The organism is Leifsonia sp. McL0627, assembly GCF_058244615.1.
The window spans coordinates 1,314,700-1,328,690 of the sequence record NZ_JBZCGM010000003.1; the positions used below are offsets into that span (position 1 = coordinate 1,314,700).

Here is a 13,991-nt window from a genome sequence, read left to right on the forward strand (position 1 = left end):
CTATGTCGATTGAGATCCGACCGGTCGCAGACGGCGATTTCTTCGCCTGGCTCGACTTGTACGAGAAGTACGCTGCGTTCTACGAAACCCAGCTCACCGACCAGAAGGCCCTGCTGCTCTGGTCCTGGCTCACCGCTCCCGACCACGAGGAAGACGGCCTCGTGGCCGTCGACGACGGTCGCATCGTGGGCCTCGCGCACATCCGCGAGTTCGCCCGTCCGCTGGAGGGCGACCGCGGCCTGTTCCTCGACGACCTGTTCGTCGCAGAAGACGCGCGTAGCAAGGGCGTCGGCCGCGCCCTCATCGACGCCGTCCGTTCGCGCGCCAAGGAACGCGGCCTCGGCGTCGTGCAGTGGATCACCGCCCACGACAACACGCAGGCGCAGCAGGTCTACGACTCGGTCGCGAGCCGCACCTCCTGGGTGACCTACGAGATCGACCTCCCGGCCGCGCAGGCGAGCGCCTGATGCAGCTGGGTACCCGCTGGTCCGTCGGCGACGGCGCGCCGAGCGCTCTTCCCGAGGTTGTCGCGTATGCGGTCAGCACCGTCGAGGAGGAGCTCGTGGCGACCGATGTCGCCACCGACGGCTGGAAGTGGACGCTGACCTGGCTGGAGGGCAATCCGGTGGTCGAGCTTGACGACGGCACGGTCATCCGCTTCAACGCCCACGAGGACTCCGCGACGATCACGCAGCCTGTGCAGCAGGAGCCGGATGAGTTCGACCTGGAGAGCTAGCGAGTTCGACCCGGAGAGCTAGCGAGTTCTCCGGCGCGGGTCATCGCGGCAGCTGAGGCAGGTCGCGCGCGGCGAGGTCGCGTACGCGTTCCACCGCGGCGAGCTGGTCGACGAAGCGTGGCGCCGTGCGGAGGGTCGCCCTGCGCACACCCCACTCGGTGAGGGCGCTGCCGAACTTGATGGCGGTGCGCTGGGTCCAGGTGGCCTGGTGGATGTTCGGGACGGTGACTGCGAAGGCGGTCATGATCCGGTTCCTTCCGTTGCTGGTTCGGTTGTCGATTCGGTGGCCGGCCCATGGGAGCCGGCCGAGAGCAGGAGGCGCACCGCGATGAGCGTCAGTGCGATGACCACGCCGCCGCCGATGAGGAACGGCAGCCGCAGGTCGATGCGGGCGACGAACCCGCCGATCACCGTGGCGATCGGCGTCAGTCCCCAGCCGATGGTGCGCACGATCCCCATTGCGCGGCCGAGCATGTCGTTGGGCACGATCGCCTGACGGAGAGCACCCCAGGGCACGTTCCAGACGGCGACGCCGAACGCGCCGAACGCGTACGCCACGATGGCGACGACCACGTTGCTCGTGACGCCGACACCGACCATGCCGATCCCGCCGACGAGCATCGAGCAGAACATCACCGTTCCGCGTCCGAACCGTTCGACGAGCCGGCTGGCGAACAGCGCGCCCACCAGCGCCCCGACGCCGACCCCGGCCGTCACGACGCCGATGAGGGCGGCAGGGACCGAGAACGTCTGAAGGAGGAGCAGCACGACGCTCCCCTGCGCGAACGCCAGCGCCGAGGCGGTGATGGAGGTGAGGATGATCATCGCCCGTAAGAACTTGTGGTGGACGAGGAACGAGACGACGGCCCGGAACGTCGGCCGGTCGGCGACCGGCTCGCCGTGCACCGTCGCGCCCTTCCGGTATGCGCCTGCCGCCGCAGCCGGGATCGTGAGCGCCAGCATTCCGGCGATCAGGAACCCGCCGCCGGTGAGCCAGATGGGCAGCGCGATGGCCGCGGCGAACAGGAAGCCTGCGATCGGGGTGGCGATGAAGTTCTGCACCACGATCTCCGCCGACTGCATCCGCCCGTTGGCCCTGTCGAGCTGATCGCGGGTGACGAGGCTCGGCACCACCGTGGTGGTGGCGTTGTCGAACACGGTCTCGCCGAGGCCGAAGAGGAGCACGCAGCCGTAAAGCAGCCAGATCGTGAGCGAACCCGTGGTGACGAGCACCGCGAGCAGGGCGGCCACCCCGAATCGCAGTGAGTTGGCGACCGCCATGGCGACGCGCCGGTCGACGCGGTCGAGCAGCATCCCGGCCGGGATGCCGAACAGCAGCCACGGCAGGAACGTCACGGCACTGAGGCCGGCGATCAGGGCGGGGTCGCGGGTGAGGGTGGTCGCGATCAGCGGAACGGCCGTGCGGCCGATCCCGTCGGCGAGGTTGCTGGCGATGGCCGCCGTCCAGAGCCGGTTGAACCCGGCGCTCATCGGCGTCCTGGTGACGCGCTGCTGGGTGGCGGAGGTCATCGCTCGCTCGCCTCCACCAGCGGGAACGCGTTGAACTGCACCTGGACGCGCAGGCTTCCGTCCGCGGTGTCGTCGACGGCCGCGCCGTCGGCGGCGCCGTCAGCGCCTGTCGAGGCGGTGCGCCACTTCTCGCGGAGCCGCTCCTGCAGCGCGTAGTACTCGCGGCCGAATTCGGCGAGCTGGTCCATGGTGAGCTGGAGGTGCGAGGTGGAGAGCGTGCTGGCCTGCATCCACTCGGTGCCGTAGACGTCGAGGCCGCGTCGCAGGAAGGCGGTGAGGCGGCGCTCGTTGTTCTGCTGCCACTCGCGCGAGATGAGCTCGTTGGCCTCACGGCCCGCCGGGGTGGCCAGGGTCTCCAGCGATCCGATGGTGACGCCGCCCGGCGCCATCTTCCACCAGCGTTCGCGTCCCGAACCCTTCTCGGGGTCCTCGACGATGATGTTGTGCTTGGCGAGCTGACGCAGGTGGTAGCTGGTCGAGCCGCTGGACTCCCCCAGTCGCTCGGCGAGGCCGCTCGCGGTGGCTGCGCCGAAGTCGGACAGCTCGTTCATGATCTCGACCCGCAGTGGATGCGCCAGGGCACGCAACGCTTCCATTCCGAGGGCGTCGTGCATCGGGTGGGAGATCGCCGCGGGCTTCTCGGTGGACTTCTCTGCCGGGCTGCCTGCCGGCTTGTCTGCCGGAGTGGGCTGGGTCTCTTCGCGGTCTTCTTCGGTGGCCATACTCAGAGAATACATATGCAAAGACTTCTTTGCAAGCATGTCTTTGCAATTGGATCTTTGCAACTATTCGTTTGCATAGAGACCTTTGCACGGCGGACCGCCGCGGCCCTAGGCTGGATCAATGGCAGACACCAACCCGTTCTTCACGCCCAGCACCCTCCCGTACCAGTTGCCGCCGTTCGCGGACATCCGCGACGAGCACTACCGTCCAGCCTTCGACCGGGGTTTCGAGGAGCAGCTGGCCGAGATCGCGGCGATCACCGCATCCACTGCTGAGCCGACATTCGAGAACACGATGCTGCCGCTGGAGACCTCCGGCCAGACGCTGCAGCGCGTCGCCGAGGTCTTCTTCAACAAGAGCTCGTCCGACTCCAGCGACTTCACGAACGCTCTCGAAGAGGAGATCGCTCCCCTGCTCGCCGCCCACGCAGACGCGATCCGGCTCGACCCAGCGCTGTACGGCCGCATCGCGGCGCTTCACGACCGACTGGATGCACTCGGTCTCGATCCCGAGTCCCGCTATCTGGTCGAGCGGTACTACGAGGAGTTCACCCTCGCTGGCGCGGGCCTCAGCGACGCCGACAAGGCGCGCCTCCGCGAATACAACAAGCAGCTGTCCACCCTGACCACCCGGTTCGAGAAGAACCTGCTCGCCGACACCAACGACCTCGCCGTCGTCTTCGACGACGTCGCCGAACTCGACGGCCTGGGTGACGGCGCCATCTCCGCCGCCGCCGAGGCGGCCAAGGAGCGCGGCCTCGACGGGAAGTACGTGGTCACCCTGGTCCTCCCCACCGGGCACCCGTTCCTCGCAGCGCTCACCGACCGTGGCGTGCGCGAACGCATCATGGCCGCCTCGCGCGCCCGCGGCATCCGGGGTGGCGAAAACGACAACCGCCAGCTCGTGCTCGACATCACCCGCCTCAGGGCGGAACGCGCCCGCCTGCTCGGCTTCAGCAGCCACGCCGCGGCCGTGACCGCAGGCCAGACAGCGAAGACGCCGGAGGCCGTCGCCTCGATGCTCGGCCGCCTCGCCCCCGCCGCCGCCCGCAACGCGCTCGCGGAGCAGGCCGACTTGCAGCTGCAGCTCGGCGACGACGCAGAGCTCGCGGCGTGGGATTGGGCGTACTACACCGAGAAGGTGCGGCAGGCGACCTACGACATCGACGTCGCCGAGATGCGTCCATACTTCGAGGCGGAGCGCGTGCTGCGCGACGGCGTCTTCTACGCCGCCACGCGCCTCTACGGCATCACGTTCTCGGAGCGACCCGACCTGGTGGCCTACCACCCGGAGGCGCGCGTCTTCGAGGTCCGCAACGAGGACGGCACAGAGCTCGGCCTGTACATCCTCGACCTGTACACCCGCGACTCCAAGCGCGGCGGAGCCTGGATGAACCCCCTCATCTCGCAGTCCGCTCTGCTCGAATACCCGACGGTCGTCGTCAACAACCTGAACGTGCCGAAGCCGGCAGCTGGCGAGCCAACGCTGCTCAGCTACGACGAGACGAACACGCTGTTCCACGAGTTCGGCCACGCCCTGCACGGACTCTTCGCGCGGGTGACATACCCGAAGTTCGCCGGAACCAACGTCTACCGCGACTTCGTCGAGTTCCCCAGCCAGGTCAACGAGATGTGGATGCTCTGGCCGGAGATCCTGGAGAACTACGCCGTGCACAACGTCACCGGCGAACGGATGCCGCAGGAACTCGTCGACAAGCTGCACGAGTCGGAGGCGTTCAACGAAGGCTTCCAGACCAGCGAATACCTGGGCGCCGCGCTGCTCGACCAGGCCTGGCACGCGATCACCGCCGACGACACGGTCACCGACGTGGCCGACTTCGAGGCGAAAGCCCTCGCAGCGGTCGGCCTCGACAACCCGGCCGTCCCTCCGCGTTACGCGAGCACCTACTTCGCGCACACCTTCTCCGGCGGCTACGACGCCGGGTACTACTCCTACATCTGGAGCGAGGTCCTCGATGCGGACACGGTGGCCTGGTTCACCGAGAACGGCGGCCTCACCCGCGACAACGGCGATCGCTTCCGCCAGCGCCTCCTCGGCGTCGGCGGCTCGAAAGACCCGCTGGAGGCGTACCGCGACTTCCGCGGCCGCGACGCGGTGATCGAGCCGCTGCTCGAACGCCGCGGGCTCGCCGGCTGACGCCGCGGCGCGTCGCTACCCGGCGCGCCGCCGCCACTGGATGCGCGGGTCCGACCCTGCGCATCCAGTGGGCACCGCTCGTGCGAAAAGTGCGGTCACCGACCCGCGCACCGCACCTTTCGCACGAGGCGACGGCGTGGAACGCAGCGAGCGACGGGCTACGCGGACTTCTCTTCGCGGCGCGGGCGATGCGGCACGATCGTCGGGGCCGCGTTCTCGAGGACGGCCTCGCGCGTTACGACGACGCGGGCGACCTCTGAGCTGGACGGCACCTCGAACATGATCGGCCCGAGGACCTCTTCCATGATCGCGCGCAGACCGCGAGCGCCCGTCTTGCGAAGCACGGCGAGGTCGGCGATCGCCTCCAGCGCCGGCTCCTCGAAGTCGAGCTGCACACCGTCGAGTTCGAACATGCGCTGATACTGACGGACCAGGGCGTTCTTCGGCACCGTGAGGATCTGCATCAGCGCGTCCTGATCGAGCGGCGTGACCGTGGTGACCACGGGCAGACGACCGATGAACTCCGGGATGAGCCCGAACTTGTGCAGGTCTTCCGGAAGCACCTCGCTGAAGAGGTTGACGTCGTCGCCCTTGGAGTGCAGCGGGGCTCCGAAGCCGATGCCCTTCTTGCCCGCACGCTGGGAGATGATGTCTTCGAGCCCGGCGAACGCGCCCGCCACGATGAACAGCACGTTCGTGGTGTCGATCTGGATGAACTCCTGATGCGGGTGCTTGCGGCCGCCCTGCGGCGGAACCGAAGCCACTGTGCCTTCGAGGATCTTGAGCAGCGCCTGCTGCACGCCCTCGCCGGACACGTCGCGCGTGATCGAGGGGTTCTCGGCCTTGCGGGCGATCTTGTCGACCTCGTCGATGTAGATGATGCCCGTCTCGGCCCGCTTGACGTCGTAGTCGGCGGCCTGGATGAGCTTGAGCAGGATGTTCTCGACGTCTTCTCCGACGTAGCCCGCCTCAGTGAGGGCTGTCGCGTCGGCGACGGCGAACGGCACGTTGAGCCGCTTCGCGAGCGTCTGTGCCAGGTAGGTCTTGCCACAGCCCGTCGGGCCGATCAGCAGGATGTTGCTCTTGGCGATCTCGACGTCGTCCATCGTGTCCGCCGAGGTGATGGACGCCTTGGCGCGGACCCGCTTGTAGTGGTTGTAGACCGCCACAGCGAGTGCGCGCTTCGCGGCCTCCTGGCCGATGACGTACTCCTCGAGGAATCCGAAGATCTCCTTGGGCTTCGGCAGGTCGAACTCGCCGGCCGCTTCTTCGCCCGCTTCTGCGAGCCGCTCTTCAATGATCTCGTTGCACAGCTCGACGCACTCGTCGCAGATGTACACGCCTGGTCCGGCGATCAGTTGCTGGACCTGCTTCTGGCTCTTGCCACAGAAGGAACACTTGAGCAGATCGGCGCTTTCCCCGATGCGTGCCATCCCTCTCCCCTCCTAGGAGTCTTTCCCGTCGAGCCTAACCTGTGCGAGCGACATTGGCGTGCACCTGGCCGCATTTGGTCACGCGCGCCCCGCGCGTCCCGTTCTGCTTACAGCAGATGGCGGAAGTAGCGGCCGGGCGCGTCGAGGAACGACCGCCAGTGCCGCACGATCTCCAGTTCCTCCCAGGCACTCTCCCTGATCCCCCACTCGCCCACTTCCAGGATGCGCGCGCCCGGCAACGCGGCGAGGATCGGCGAGTGCGTCGCGCACAGTACCTGCGTGCCGCGCCCGATCATCTCGTTGAGGTTCGCCAGCCAGCGCAGCGACGACTCGAACGACAGAGCCGCCTCCGGCTCGTCGAGACAGACCAGACCGGCGACGAACTGCGGGTGGTTGAGCTTGTTCTCCAGCAGGTCGTTGAACGACTCGCCATGACTGAGCGCATGGAGGTTGCCGTCGGGGCCGCCGAGACTTTCCAGGTATGAGTAATACCCGTGCATCGTCTCCGCGCGCAGGAAGAACCCCCAGCGCGGCGCCGATGGACTGCGCTCCACCGCCAGCCACTCTCCGAGCGGCGACTCCGTTGGCCGCGTCGTGTGCGACCCCTGGTTGCTCCCGCCCTCGGGCGGCAACCCGTATGCGGTGGCGACGCCCTCGACGAGCGTCGACTTGCCGCTGCCGTTCTCCCCCACCAGGAAGGTCACGCCCGGCGCGAGCTCCAGACCGTCACGCAGCACCTGCGCAACAGCCGGGATGTTCGCGGGCCACGCATCCGGATCGTACGCGGCGTCCGCGAACGCCCTGACACGACGAACGGGGCGACCGTCGTCCAGACGATCGCCCCGTTCGTTCATCGCGTCAGGCTCCGCGAGCGCCGGCTACTTGACCAGCGCGGGCAGGGACTTGCGGCTCGTGAGCACCTGGTCGATGAGACCGTACTCGAGCGCCTCGTCCGCCGACAGGATCTTGTCGCGGTCGATGTCCTTGTTGACCTGCTCCTGCGAACGGTTGGAGTGGCGCGCGAGCGTCTCCTCCAGCCAGGTGCGCATCCGCATGATCTCTTTGGCCTGGATCTCGATGTCGGACGCCTGCCCCTGACCGGCCTCGCCGACGGCGGGCTGGTGGATCAGGATGCGCGCGTTCGGAAGCGCGAGGCGCTTGCCCGGCGTTCCCGCCGCGGTCAGCACGGCCGCGGCGGAGGCCGCCTGCCCGAGGACGACGGTCTGGATGTGCGGACGGATGTACTGCATCGTGTCGTAGATCGCGGTCATCGCGGTGAACGAGCCACCGGGCGAGTTGATGTACATGACGATGTCGCGGTCGGGGTCCTGGCTCTCGAGCACGAGGAGCTGGGCCATGATGTCGTCGGCGGACGCGTCGTCGACCTGCACGCCGAGGAAGATGATGCGGTCCTCGAACAGCTTCGCGTACGGGTCCTGGCGCTTGTAGCCGTACGCCGTGCGCTCCTCGAAGCTCGGCAGGATGTAGCGCGAGCCCGGAGCCTGGACCCCGTTGAAGGCCTGACCTCCGAAGTTGGGGATGTTCATGTCGATTCCTATTCCTTCCGAGGTCTTACTTCTCGTCCGCGGTGCCGCCGCCGCCGACGACCTCGGTCGCCGTCTCGCGGATGTGGTCGACGAAGCCGTACTCGAGGGCTTCCTGCGCGGTGAACCAGCGGTCGCGGTCGCCGTCTGCGTTGATCTGCTCGACGCTCTTGCCTGTCTGCGCCGCGGTGATCTCGGCGAGGCGCTTCTTCATGTCGAGGATGAGCTGCGCCTGGGTCTGGATGTCGCTCGCGGTGCCGCCGAAGCCGCCGTGCGGCTGGTGCAGCAGGACGCGGGCGTTCGGGGTGATGTACCGCTTGCCCTTGGTGCCGGCGGTGAGGAGCAGCTGCCCCATCGACGCCGCCATGCCGATGCCGACGGTGACGATGTCGTTCGGGACGAACTGCATGGTGTCGTAGATGGCCATGCCGGCCGTGATCGACCCACCGGGCGAGTTGATGTAGAGGTAGATGTCGCGCTTGGCGTCTTCCGCAGCGAGGAGAAGCAGCTTCGCAGCGATCTCGTTCGCGTTCTCATCCCGCACCTCGGACCCGAGCCAGATGATGCGGTCCTTCAGCAGTCGGTCAAAAACACTGGGTTGCATGCCCATGTCGGCCATGTGTCGCTCCGTTTCGTTGTCGCTTCGGAAATGAATCTATCGGAGGCCGTGCGCCATTTCCGTGCTGTTCGCCCTGGGCAGACGAGCGCGCCGCCGTTTCAGCTGAGAGCGAGCATGGCAACGCCGCCGAGGACGACGACCGCACCGGCCATCCGTTGCGCCGGCCGAGGCTCGCGGAGGATGAGCCAGCCGGCGAGACTCACCAACACCACGCTCAGCTCGCGGGCAGGCGCGACGAGCGACACGGGCGCGAGCTGAATCGCGCTGAGCACCAGGATGTACGACAGCGGGGACAGCACGCCCACGATCACGACCTGCCGCCGATACTGCCGCCACACCGCTGCCACTTCAGCGCGCCGACCGATGAGGGCGGGCACGAGCAGCACCACCTCTCCGAGACTGCAACCCACCATGAACGCCACCGGCGAGACGCCGAGATCGTTGACGGTGAACGCGTCCCACAGCGTGTACACCGCGATGGTCACGCCGGTGAGGAGGCCGTAGAGGATGCCCGGGCCGAGCATCCGGTGGCTGCGGGCGATGCCGGTCGCGGCGTTAGTGGCGTCGGCGGCGTCGTTGGTGCTGGCTGCGCCGTGTGTGCCGGGGCGCTTGCCTGCGCCCGTGCTGAGGCCGATACCGACGATCCCAGCCACGACCACAGCCGCCCCACCGAGTGCGAGGGCCGATGGATGTTCGTGGAACAGCAGGATCGCGAACACCACGGACAGCAGCGGCCCCGTCCCCCGTGCCATCGGGTACACCACGGAGATGTCGCCGTGCGCATACCCGCGCTGCAGCCCCCACATGTACACGACGTGGATCACCGCCGACACGCCGGAGCCGAGGAGCATCCAGCGCAGGTCGGCTCCGTTGATCGCGATGTCGACACCGGCGACCGGGAGCCAGAGCACCGTCGAGGCGACGGCGCCGAGCAGGATGAACGGCAGGCCGGTGGAGCTCGCCCGCTTGGAGGCGAGGTTCCAGGTGGCGTGCGCGAACGCGCCGATCACGACAAGGAGCAGAGCGACAGGTGACACGAGGATCCTTTCGTTCGCCGTGATGGCACGGCGAAGGGATCCTCCGGGCTTTTGTCCTGTCAGATGACGGCGGCGCTGCGCGCTGCCGTGGTGCCGCTCGGACCAGACCTCCCGCGAACTCTTCCGGGGAACGGAACCCTAGGCACTGTCGAGGTCAACGCTACCGGGTGACGAGGTCGTCCGCGTAGTGCGCGACCGCGCGCCCATACTTCGGGAGATGCGTGGCGAGGGTTCCCACCGCTGTTGCGACCGCCTCATCGTGCCGGCCGAGATCGTGCAGGGCGAGCGCAAGGAACGCGCGCGCCGCATCCGACAACTCGTGCCCGGGATGCGCGGCCAGCTCTGCCCGCAGCAGCTCGACGCTCTCCGCCGGCCTGCCGAGGTTCCGGAGCGTGCTCGCGAGCTGGATGACCGCCTGGGCGCGCTGCGGGTCGGTCAAACCGCCGGCGATGGATGCGCGGTAGAGCGGCTCGGCGTCCGCCTCGCTCCCGGCGTAGTCACGGGCGCCCGCCGCCTCGAACAGGGCGACGGGGTCGTCGGCTGCGCGCTCGGCGACGAGCGCGTCGATACGGGCGACGGTCTCGTCCTCCGGAGTCGCCGTCGCCGCATCCCACACCGCGTCGACGCGTCGCTGCCAGTCGTCTGCCCTGTCACCCATCGGCTGCCCCATCTCCTCGTGTCGCCCGTCGTCGTCGCTTCGTTCGCGTTCGTAGCGTCGGCCGCGTTCGTCGCGTCGGCCGCGTTCGTCGCGTCGGTCGCGCGCATCGAGTGGTCCCGACTTGCCGCGTGCTCCATGGTCGCACGGCGATTCGGGACCACTCGTTCGCCACGGGCGTGCAGCGAGTACGCGAAAGGCCGGGCACGTGATGTGCCCGGCCTTTCGTGTGTGACGACTTCTGTGTGACTACTTCTTGGGAGCAGCCTTCTTGGCAGCAGCCTTCTTCTTGGGCTTCTCCTCGGCCGCGGGGGCCTCCTCGGCCTCGGCGGCGTCCGCGGTCTCGACAACCTCTTCGAAGACGTCCTCGGCGGCTTCCTCGTCCTCCGGGAGGGCGGTGAACTCGCTCAGGTCGACCTTCTTGCCGTTGGAGTCGACGACCTCGGCCTTGCCGAGGACGATCGCGAGCGCCTTGTTGCGGGCGACCTCGCCGACCATCGACGGGATCTGGCCGTTCTCGGACAGGATCTTGACGAACTCGTTCGGGTCCATGCCGTACTGCGACGCACCCTGGATGAGGTACTGCGTCAACTCGTCCTGGCTGACCTTGACGTCTTCGGCCTGGGCGATCTCGTCGAGCAGGATCTGGGTGCGGAAGGTCTTCTCGCTGGACTCGGTGACCTCTGCACGGTGCGTGTCATCCTCGAGGCGGTTCTCCTGCTCGAGGTGGCGGTGCACCTCGTCCTCGACCAGCTGGGCCGGGACGGGGATCTCGACGAGCTCGAGCAGCTTGTCGACCAGCTGGTCGCGTGCTGCCGTGCCCTGACCGAAGGTCTTGGCGCGCTCGACCTGGCCGCGGACGCTCTCGCGCAGCTCGGCGATGGTGTCGAACTCGCTGGCGATCTGCGCGAAGTCGTCGTCCGCCTCCGGAAGCTCGCGCTCCTTGACGGCGGTGAGCGTCACGGTGATCTGGGCGGCCTCGCCCTCGTGGTCTCCACCCATGAGCGGAGCCTCGAACGTGGTGGTCTCACCGGCGGTGAGGGTGTCGAGCGCCTCGTCGATGCCCTCGATGAGCTCGCCCGAGCCGATCTCGTAGGAGATGCTGTTGGCGGTGTCGACCTCTTCGTCACCGATGACGGCGACGAGGTCGATCTGCGCGAAGTCACCGGTCTTGGCCGGACGGTCGACCGTGACGAGCGTGCCGAAGCGGCTGCGCAGGCGGTCGAGCTCCTCGTCGATGTCCGCGTCGGTGATGTCCGCGGCGTCGACCGTGATCTTCAGGTCGTTGTATGCCGGGATGGTGATCTCGGGACGAACGTCGACCTCGATGGTCAGCAGCAGGTCTCCGGAGAAGTCGCTCTCCTTCGGCCACTCGGTGATGTCGGCGTCCGGGCGTCCGAGGGGACGGACGTCGTTCTCGTCGACGGCCTGACGGTAGAACCCGTCGAGACCCTCGTTGACGGCGTGCTCCAGGACGGCCGCCTTGCCGACCCGCTGGTCGATGATCGCCGGCGGGACCTTGCCCTTGCGGAAGCCGGGGATGTTGACCTGCTCAGCGATGTGCTCGTAAGCGTGCTTGATTGATGGCTTGAGCTCCTCCGGCGTCACCGAGATGGTGAGCTTGGTGCGAGTGGGGCTCAGCTTTTCGACCGTGGTCTTCACGTTGTTGGCTTCTCCTGATAATTGAAACGATGGTCTCGTCGGAATGACTGGTCGGGGCGACAGGATTCGAACCTGCGACCTCCCGCTCCCAAAGCGGGCGCTCTAGCCAAGCTGAGCTACGCCCCGGGTTATAGCCACAACCCGCCCGGTCCGTAACCACGACGCGCGCAAACCCGTCGGGGGCGAAAGACCACGCGCAAGTCTACTGCACACGGGTGGGTCGGCGCGCGCCGAGGGTGCTCCGGCGGCGCGGCGACGGCACGGCGACCGCGCGGCGGTCAGAGCGGCACCTGAACGTGTAATAGGATGTTCCGGTGCCCATCGCGAGATGGAAACGGGGATGTAGCTCAATGGTAGAGCCTCAGTCTTCCAAACTGATTACGCGGGTTCGATTCCCGTCATCCCCTCCAAAACCTCCACCGCGTCACGTTCGCACGTGCAGCAGCACGTCCTCCGTTGCGAAGCCCGCCCGCTCGTAGAAGCGCACAGCTCCCGGGCTCGAATGCACTGTCACGCGTTCCAGACCTTGCTCTTTCGCGCGCTCGAGGACGGCGCGAACCAAGCGAGCACCCACCCCGCCACTGCGCAACTCGGGCCGGACGTATGCGCATTGCAGATCGCCGGACGCCCGGTCGAACGCCCGCGCGCTCGGCACGCGGAGTGTGACGGCGAGCCAGGTCATCCCGACGACGGAGCCGTCGGCGACGGCGACGAAGCAGGTGTGCGTCGTTCCGTTTGCACCCGCCCAGTCGGCGAACCGTTGGGCGAAGACCTCGCGCGCCGACTCGGGCTCCCCGCCGTTCTCGATGAGCGAGTCCCACCGAAGCCCGCCGACCTCGACCAGTTCGGCCGGCGAGGCGACCCTGACATCTATGTTCATCCCGTCACCATACGCAGAAGCGGCCCGTCCCTCAGGGAACAGGCCGCCTCGCACGCGAATCGCCGGGACTAGTCCGTCCCGACCGCCTTGTCGGCCTGGTCGCGTGCTCCGTCGATCTGGTCCTGGAACTTGCCACCGGTGACCTTGTTGGCCGCACCGGCGACGCCGTCGAGGAGCTTGTCGCTGATGTCTTCCGCCTGCTCGCTCTTGAGGGCGTCTTTGACCTGGTCGCTCTCGAGGAACTCTTTCGCCTTGCCCGTGATGTCGTCGAATCCGGCCATGCTGGCACCTGCTTTCGTGGTTGGAACGAAGTGCCACCAGTCTGGTGCCGCGGCGCACCGGCGGCAAGGGTCAGCGTTGCAGGAACGCCAGGACCGCGAGCACCCTGCGGTGGTCGTCGCCCGAGTCTTCCAGGCCGAGCTTCTGGAAGATCGACGTCACGTTCTTCTCCACCGCGCCGACGCCGATCACGAGGCGCTGGGCGATGCCCGCGTTCGTCCGGCCTTCGGCCATCAGTTGGAGCACCTCACTCTCGCGCGGCGTCAGCGACGCGAGCGGGTCGGTGCGGCGCACGAGCAGTTCGCGCACGACCTGGGGGTCGAGGACGGTTCCGCCGTCGGCGACGCGGGTGACCGCATCCCGCAGTTCGTCGAGGGAGGCGATGCGGTCTTTCAGCAGGTAGCCTGTGCCGCCCTGGCCGCTCGCGAGCAGTTCCTGCGCGTACGTGCCCTCGACGTACTGGCTGAGGAGCAGCACGCCGATTTCCGGATGCTCGGCCCGCAGGGTCAGCGCGGCACGGACGCCCTCGTCACGGAACGTCGGCGGCATCCGGACGTCCAGCACGGCGACATCCGGTGCGAGCGAACCGACCTCGGCGAGCAGGGAATCCGCGTCGCCGTAGGCGCCGACCGTGTCGAAACCCGCCTCGTCGAACAGCCGCACCAGTCCTTCGCGCAGCAGCACGGAGTCGTCGGCGATGACAAGGCGAAGGCCGGCGGGGTCAGAAGTCACCCCA

General features: G+C 67.7%; 16 protein-coding genes and 2 tRNA genes. 4 read left to right on the forward strand and 14 right to left on the reverse strand.

What is annotated here, in order from left to right; all coding sequences use genetic code 11:
* Nucleotides 1-2: 2 nt before the first annotated feature.
* Together AC37TH_RS14550 and AC37TH_RS14555 are read left to right on the forward strand one after the other, a co-directional pair.
* Nucleotides 3-467 (forward strand): GNAT family N-acetyltransferase, encoded by a 465-nt coding sequence (locus AC37TH_RS14550; protein ID WP_490765046.1) that lies wholly within the window; start codon nucleotides 3-5, stop codon nucleotides 465-467.
* On the forward strand, nucleotides 467-736 hold the full coding sequence (locus AC37TH_RS14555; RefSeq protein WP_490765047.1) for a hypothetical protein: 270 nt from the start codon (nucleotides 467-469) through the stop codon (nucleotides 734-736). Before AC37TH_RS14550 ends, AC37TH_RS14555 begins: the two co-directional genes overlap by 1 nt.
* 40 nt (nucleotides 737-776) lie before the next feature.
* Here AC37TH_RS14555 and AC37TH_RS14560 read toward each other — a convergent pair whose 3' ends face one another.
* From AC37TH_RS14560 to AC37TH_RS14570, 3 genes are read right to left on the reverse strand one after another with little or no spacing between them, the layout of a single operon-like run.
* Nucleotides 777-980: a hypothetical protein gene (locus AC37TH_RS14560; protein WP_490765048.1), complete on the reverse strand. Its 204-nt coding sequence runs from the start codon at nucleotides 978-980 to the stop codon at nucleotides 777-779.
* Entirely contained in the window at nucleotides 977-2,266 is a 1,290-nt protein-coding gene (locus AC37TH_RS14565) for an MFS transporter (RefSeq protein ID WP_490765049.1), read from the reverse strand. Before AC37TH_RS14565 ends, AC37TH_RS14560 begins: the two co-directional genes overlap by 4 nt.
* A complete protein-coding gene (locus tag AC37TH_RS14570; RefSeq protein WP_490765050.1) occupies nucleotides 2,263-2,988 on the reverse strand; it encodes a helix-turn-helix domain-containing protein in 726 nt (241 codons plus the stop codon). Before AC37TH_RS14570 ends, AC37TH_RS14565 begins: the two co-directional genes overlap by 4 nt.
* 121 nt (nucleotides 2,989-3,109) lie before the next feature.
* Here AC37TH_RS14570 and AC37TH_RS14575 point away from each other — a divergent pair, with 121 nt between their 5' ends.
* The gene (locus tag AC37TH_RS14575) at nucleotides 3,110-5,146 is read left to right on the forward strand and encodes a M3 family metallopeptidase (RefSeq protein WP_490765051.1); all 2,037 of its coding nucleotides are present in this window, start codon (nucleotides 3,110-3,112) and stop codon (nucleotides 5,144-5,146) included.
* Nucleotides 5,147-5,304: 158 nt separating this feature from the next.
* Here the strand turns inward: AC37TH_RS14575 and clpX are convergent, their stop codons facing one another.
* From clpX to AC37TH_RS14615, 8 genes are all read right to left on the reverse strand, one after another.
* Complete coding sequence (clpX, locus tag AC37TH_RS14580; protein ID WP_490765052.1) at nucleotides 5,305-6,579, reverse strand: ATP-dependent Clp protease ATP-binding subunit ClpX; 1,275 nt, start codon at nucleotides 6,577-6,579, stop codon at nucleotides 5,305-5,307.
* Between the two features lie 107 nt (nucleotides 6,580-6,686).
* Nucleotides 6,687-7,433, reverse strand: a complete 747-nt coding sequence (locus AC37TH_RS14585; protein ID WP_490765053.1) for an AAA family ATPase — start codon at nucleotides 7,431-7,433, stop codon at nucleotides 6,687-6,689.
* A 24-nt stretch (nucleotides 7,434-7,457) separates the two neighbouring features.
* Nucleotides 7,458-8,126 carry an ATP-dependent Clp protease proteolytic subunit gene (locus AC37TH_RS14590; protein ID WP_490765054.1) on the reverse strand — a complete coding sequence of 223 codons (669 nt, stop codon included), beginning with the start codon at nucleotides 8,124-8,126 and terminating at the stop codon, nucleotides 7,458-7,460.
* A 25-nt stretch (nucleotides 8,127-8,151) separates the two neighbouring features.
* Nucleotides 8,152-8,742, reverse strand: a complete 591-nt coding sequence (locus AC37TH_RS14595; RefSeq protein ID WP_490765055.1) for an ATP-dependent Clp protease proteolytic subunit — start codon at nucleotides 8,740-8,742, stop codon at nucleotides 8,152-8,154.
* Nucleotides 8,743-8,840: 98 nt separating this feature from the next.
* Nucleotides 8,841-9,779 carry a DMT family transporter gene (locus tag AC37TH_RS14600; RefSeq protein ID WP_490765056.1) on the reverse strand — a complete coding sequence of 313 codons (939 nt, stop codon included), beginning with the start codon at nucleotides 9,777-9,779 and terminating at the stop codon, nucleotides 8,841-8,843.
* A 160-nt stretch (nucleotides 9,780-9,939) separates the two neighbouring features.
* On the reverse strand, nucleotides 9,940-10,437 hold the full coding sequence (locus AC37TH_RS14605; protein ID WP_490765057.1) for a tetratricopeptide repeat protein: 498 nt from the start codon (nucleotides 10,435-10,437) through the stop codon (nucleotides 9,940-9,942).
* A 246-nt stretch (nucleotides 10,438-10,683) separates the two neighbouring features.
* The gene (gene tig, locus AC37TH_RS14610; protein WP_490765058.1) at nucleotides 10,684-12,096 is read right to left on the reverse strand and encodes a trigger factor; all 1,413 of its coding nucleotides are present in this window, start codon (nucleotides 12,094-12,096) and stop codon (nucleotides 10,684-10,686) included.
* Between the two features lie 48 nt (nucleotides 12,097-12,144).
* A tRNA-Pro gene (locus AC37TH_RS14615) sits at nucleotides 12,145-12,222 on the reverse strand.
* Nucleotides 12,223-12,432: 210 nt separating this feature from the next.
* Between AC37TH_RS14615 and AC37TH_RS14620 the strand changes: the two genes are divergently transcribed.
* Nucleotides 12,433-12,506, forward strand: a tRNA-Gly gene (locus AC37TH_RS14620).
* Between the two features lie 14 nt (nucleotides 12,507-12,520).
* On the opposite strand, the gene AC37TH_RS14625 is transcribed toward AC37TH_RS14620, so the two are convergent.
* From AC37TH_RS14625 to AC37TH_RS14635, 3 genes are all read right to left on the reverse strand, one after another.
* Nucleotides 12,521-12,976, reverse strand: coding sequence for a GNAT family N-acetyltransferase (locus AC37TH_RS14625; RefSeq protein ID WP_490765059.1), 456 nt, complete (start codon nucleotides 12,974-12,976; stop codon nucleotides 12,521-12,523).
* 68 nt (nucleotides 12,977-13,044) lie between these two features.
* Entirely contained in the window at nucleotides 13,045-13,257 is a 213-nt protein-coding gene (locus AC37TH_RS14630) for an antitoxin (RefSeq protein WP_490765060.1), read from the reverse strand.
* 70 nt (nucleotides 13,258-13,327) lie between these two features.
* Entirely contained in the window at nucleotides 13,328-13,987 is a 660-nt protein-coding gene (locus tag AC37TH_RS14635; RefSeq protein ID WP_490765061.1) for a response regulator transcription factor, read from the reverse strand.
* Nucleotides 13,988-13,991: the final 4 nt, after the last annotated feature.

What these genes read in the sequence shown, in the direction of transcription:
- AC37TH_RS14570 (WP_490765050.1), bottom strand. Translation starts at nt 2,988, where the DNA reads ATGGCCACCGAAGAAGACCGCGAAGAGACCCAGCCCACTCCGGCAGAC.
- AC37TH_RS14625 (WP_490765059.1), bottom strand. Translation starts at nt 12,976, where the DNA reads ATGAACATAGATGTCAGGGTCGCCTCGCCGGCCGAACTGGTCGAGGTC.
- AC37TH_RS14605 (WP_490765057.1), bottom strand. Translation starts at nt 10,437, where the DNA reads ATGGGTGACAGGGCAGACGACTGGCAGCGACGCGTCGACGCGGTGTGG.
- AC37TH_RS14550 (WP_490765046.1), top strand. Translation starts at nt 3, where the DNA reads ATGTCGATTGAGATCCGACCGGTCGCAGACGGCGATTTCTTCGCCTGG.
- AC37TH_RS14595 (WP_490765055.1), bottom strand. Translation starts at nt 8,742, where the DNA reads ATGGCCGACATGGGCATGCAACCCAGTGTTTTTGACCGACTGCTGAAG.
- clpX (WP_490765052.1), bottom strand. Translation starts at nt 6,579, where the DNA reads ATGGCACGCATCGGGGAAAGCGCCGATCTGCTCAAGTGTTCCTTCTGT.
- AC37TH_RS14555 (WP_490765047.1), top strand. Translation starts at nt 467, where the DNA reads ATGCAGCTGGGTACCCGCTGGTCCGTCGGCGACGGCGCGCCGAGCGCT.
- AC37TH_RS14560 (WP_490765048.1), bottom strand. Translation starts at nt 980, where the DNA reads ATGACCGCCTTCGCAGTCACCGTCCCGAACATCCACCAGGCCACCTGG.
- AC37TH_RS14565 (WP_490765049.1), bottom strand. Translation starts at nt 2,266, where the DNA reads ATGACCTCCGCCACCCAGCAGCGCGTCACCAGGACGCCGATGAGCGCC.
- AC37TH_RS14585 (WP_490765053.1), bottom strand. Translation starts at nt 7,433, where the DNA reads ATGAACGAACGGGGCGATCGTCTGGACGACGGTCGCCCCGTTCGTCGT.
- AC37TH_RS14630 (WP_490765060.1), bottom strand. Translation starts at nt 13,257, where the DNA reads ATGGCCGGATTCGACGACATCACGGGCAAGGCGAAAGAGTTCCTCGAG.
- AC37TH_RS14575 (WP_490765051.1), top strand. Translation starts at nt 3,110, where the DNA reads ATGGCAGACACCAACCCGTTCTTCACGCCCAGCACCCTCCCGTACCAG.
- AC37TH_RS14590 (WP_490765054.1), bottom strand. Translation starts at nt 8,126, where the DNA reads ATGAACATCCCCAACTTCGGAGGTCAGGCCTTCAACGGGGTCCAGGCT.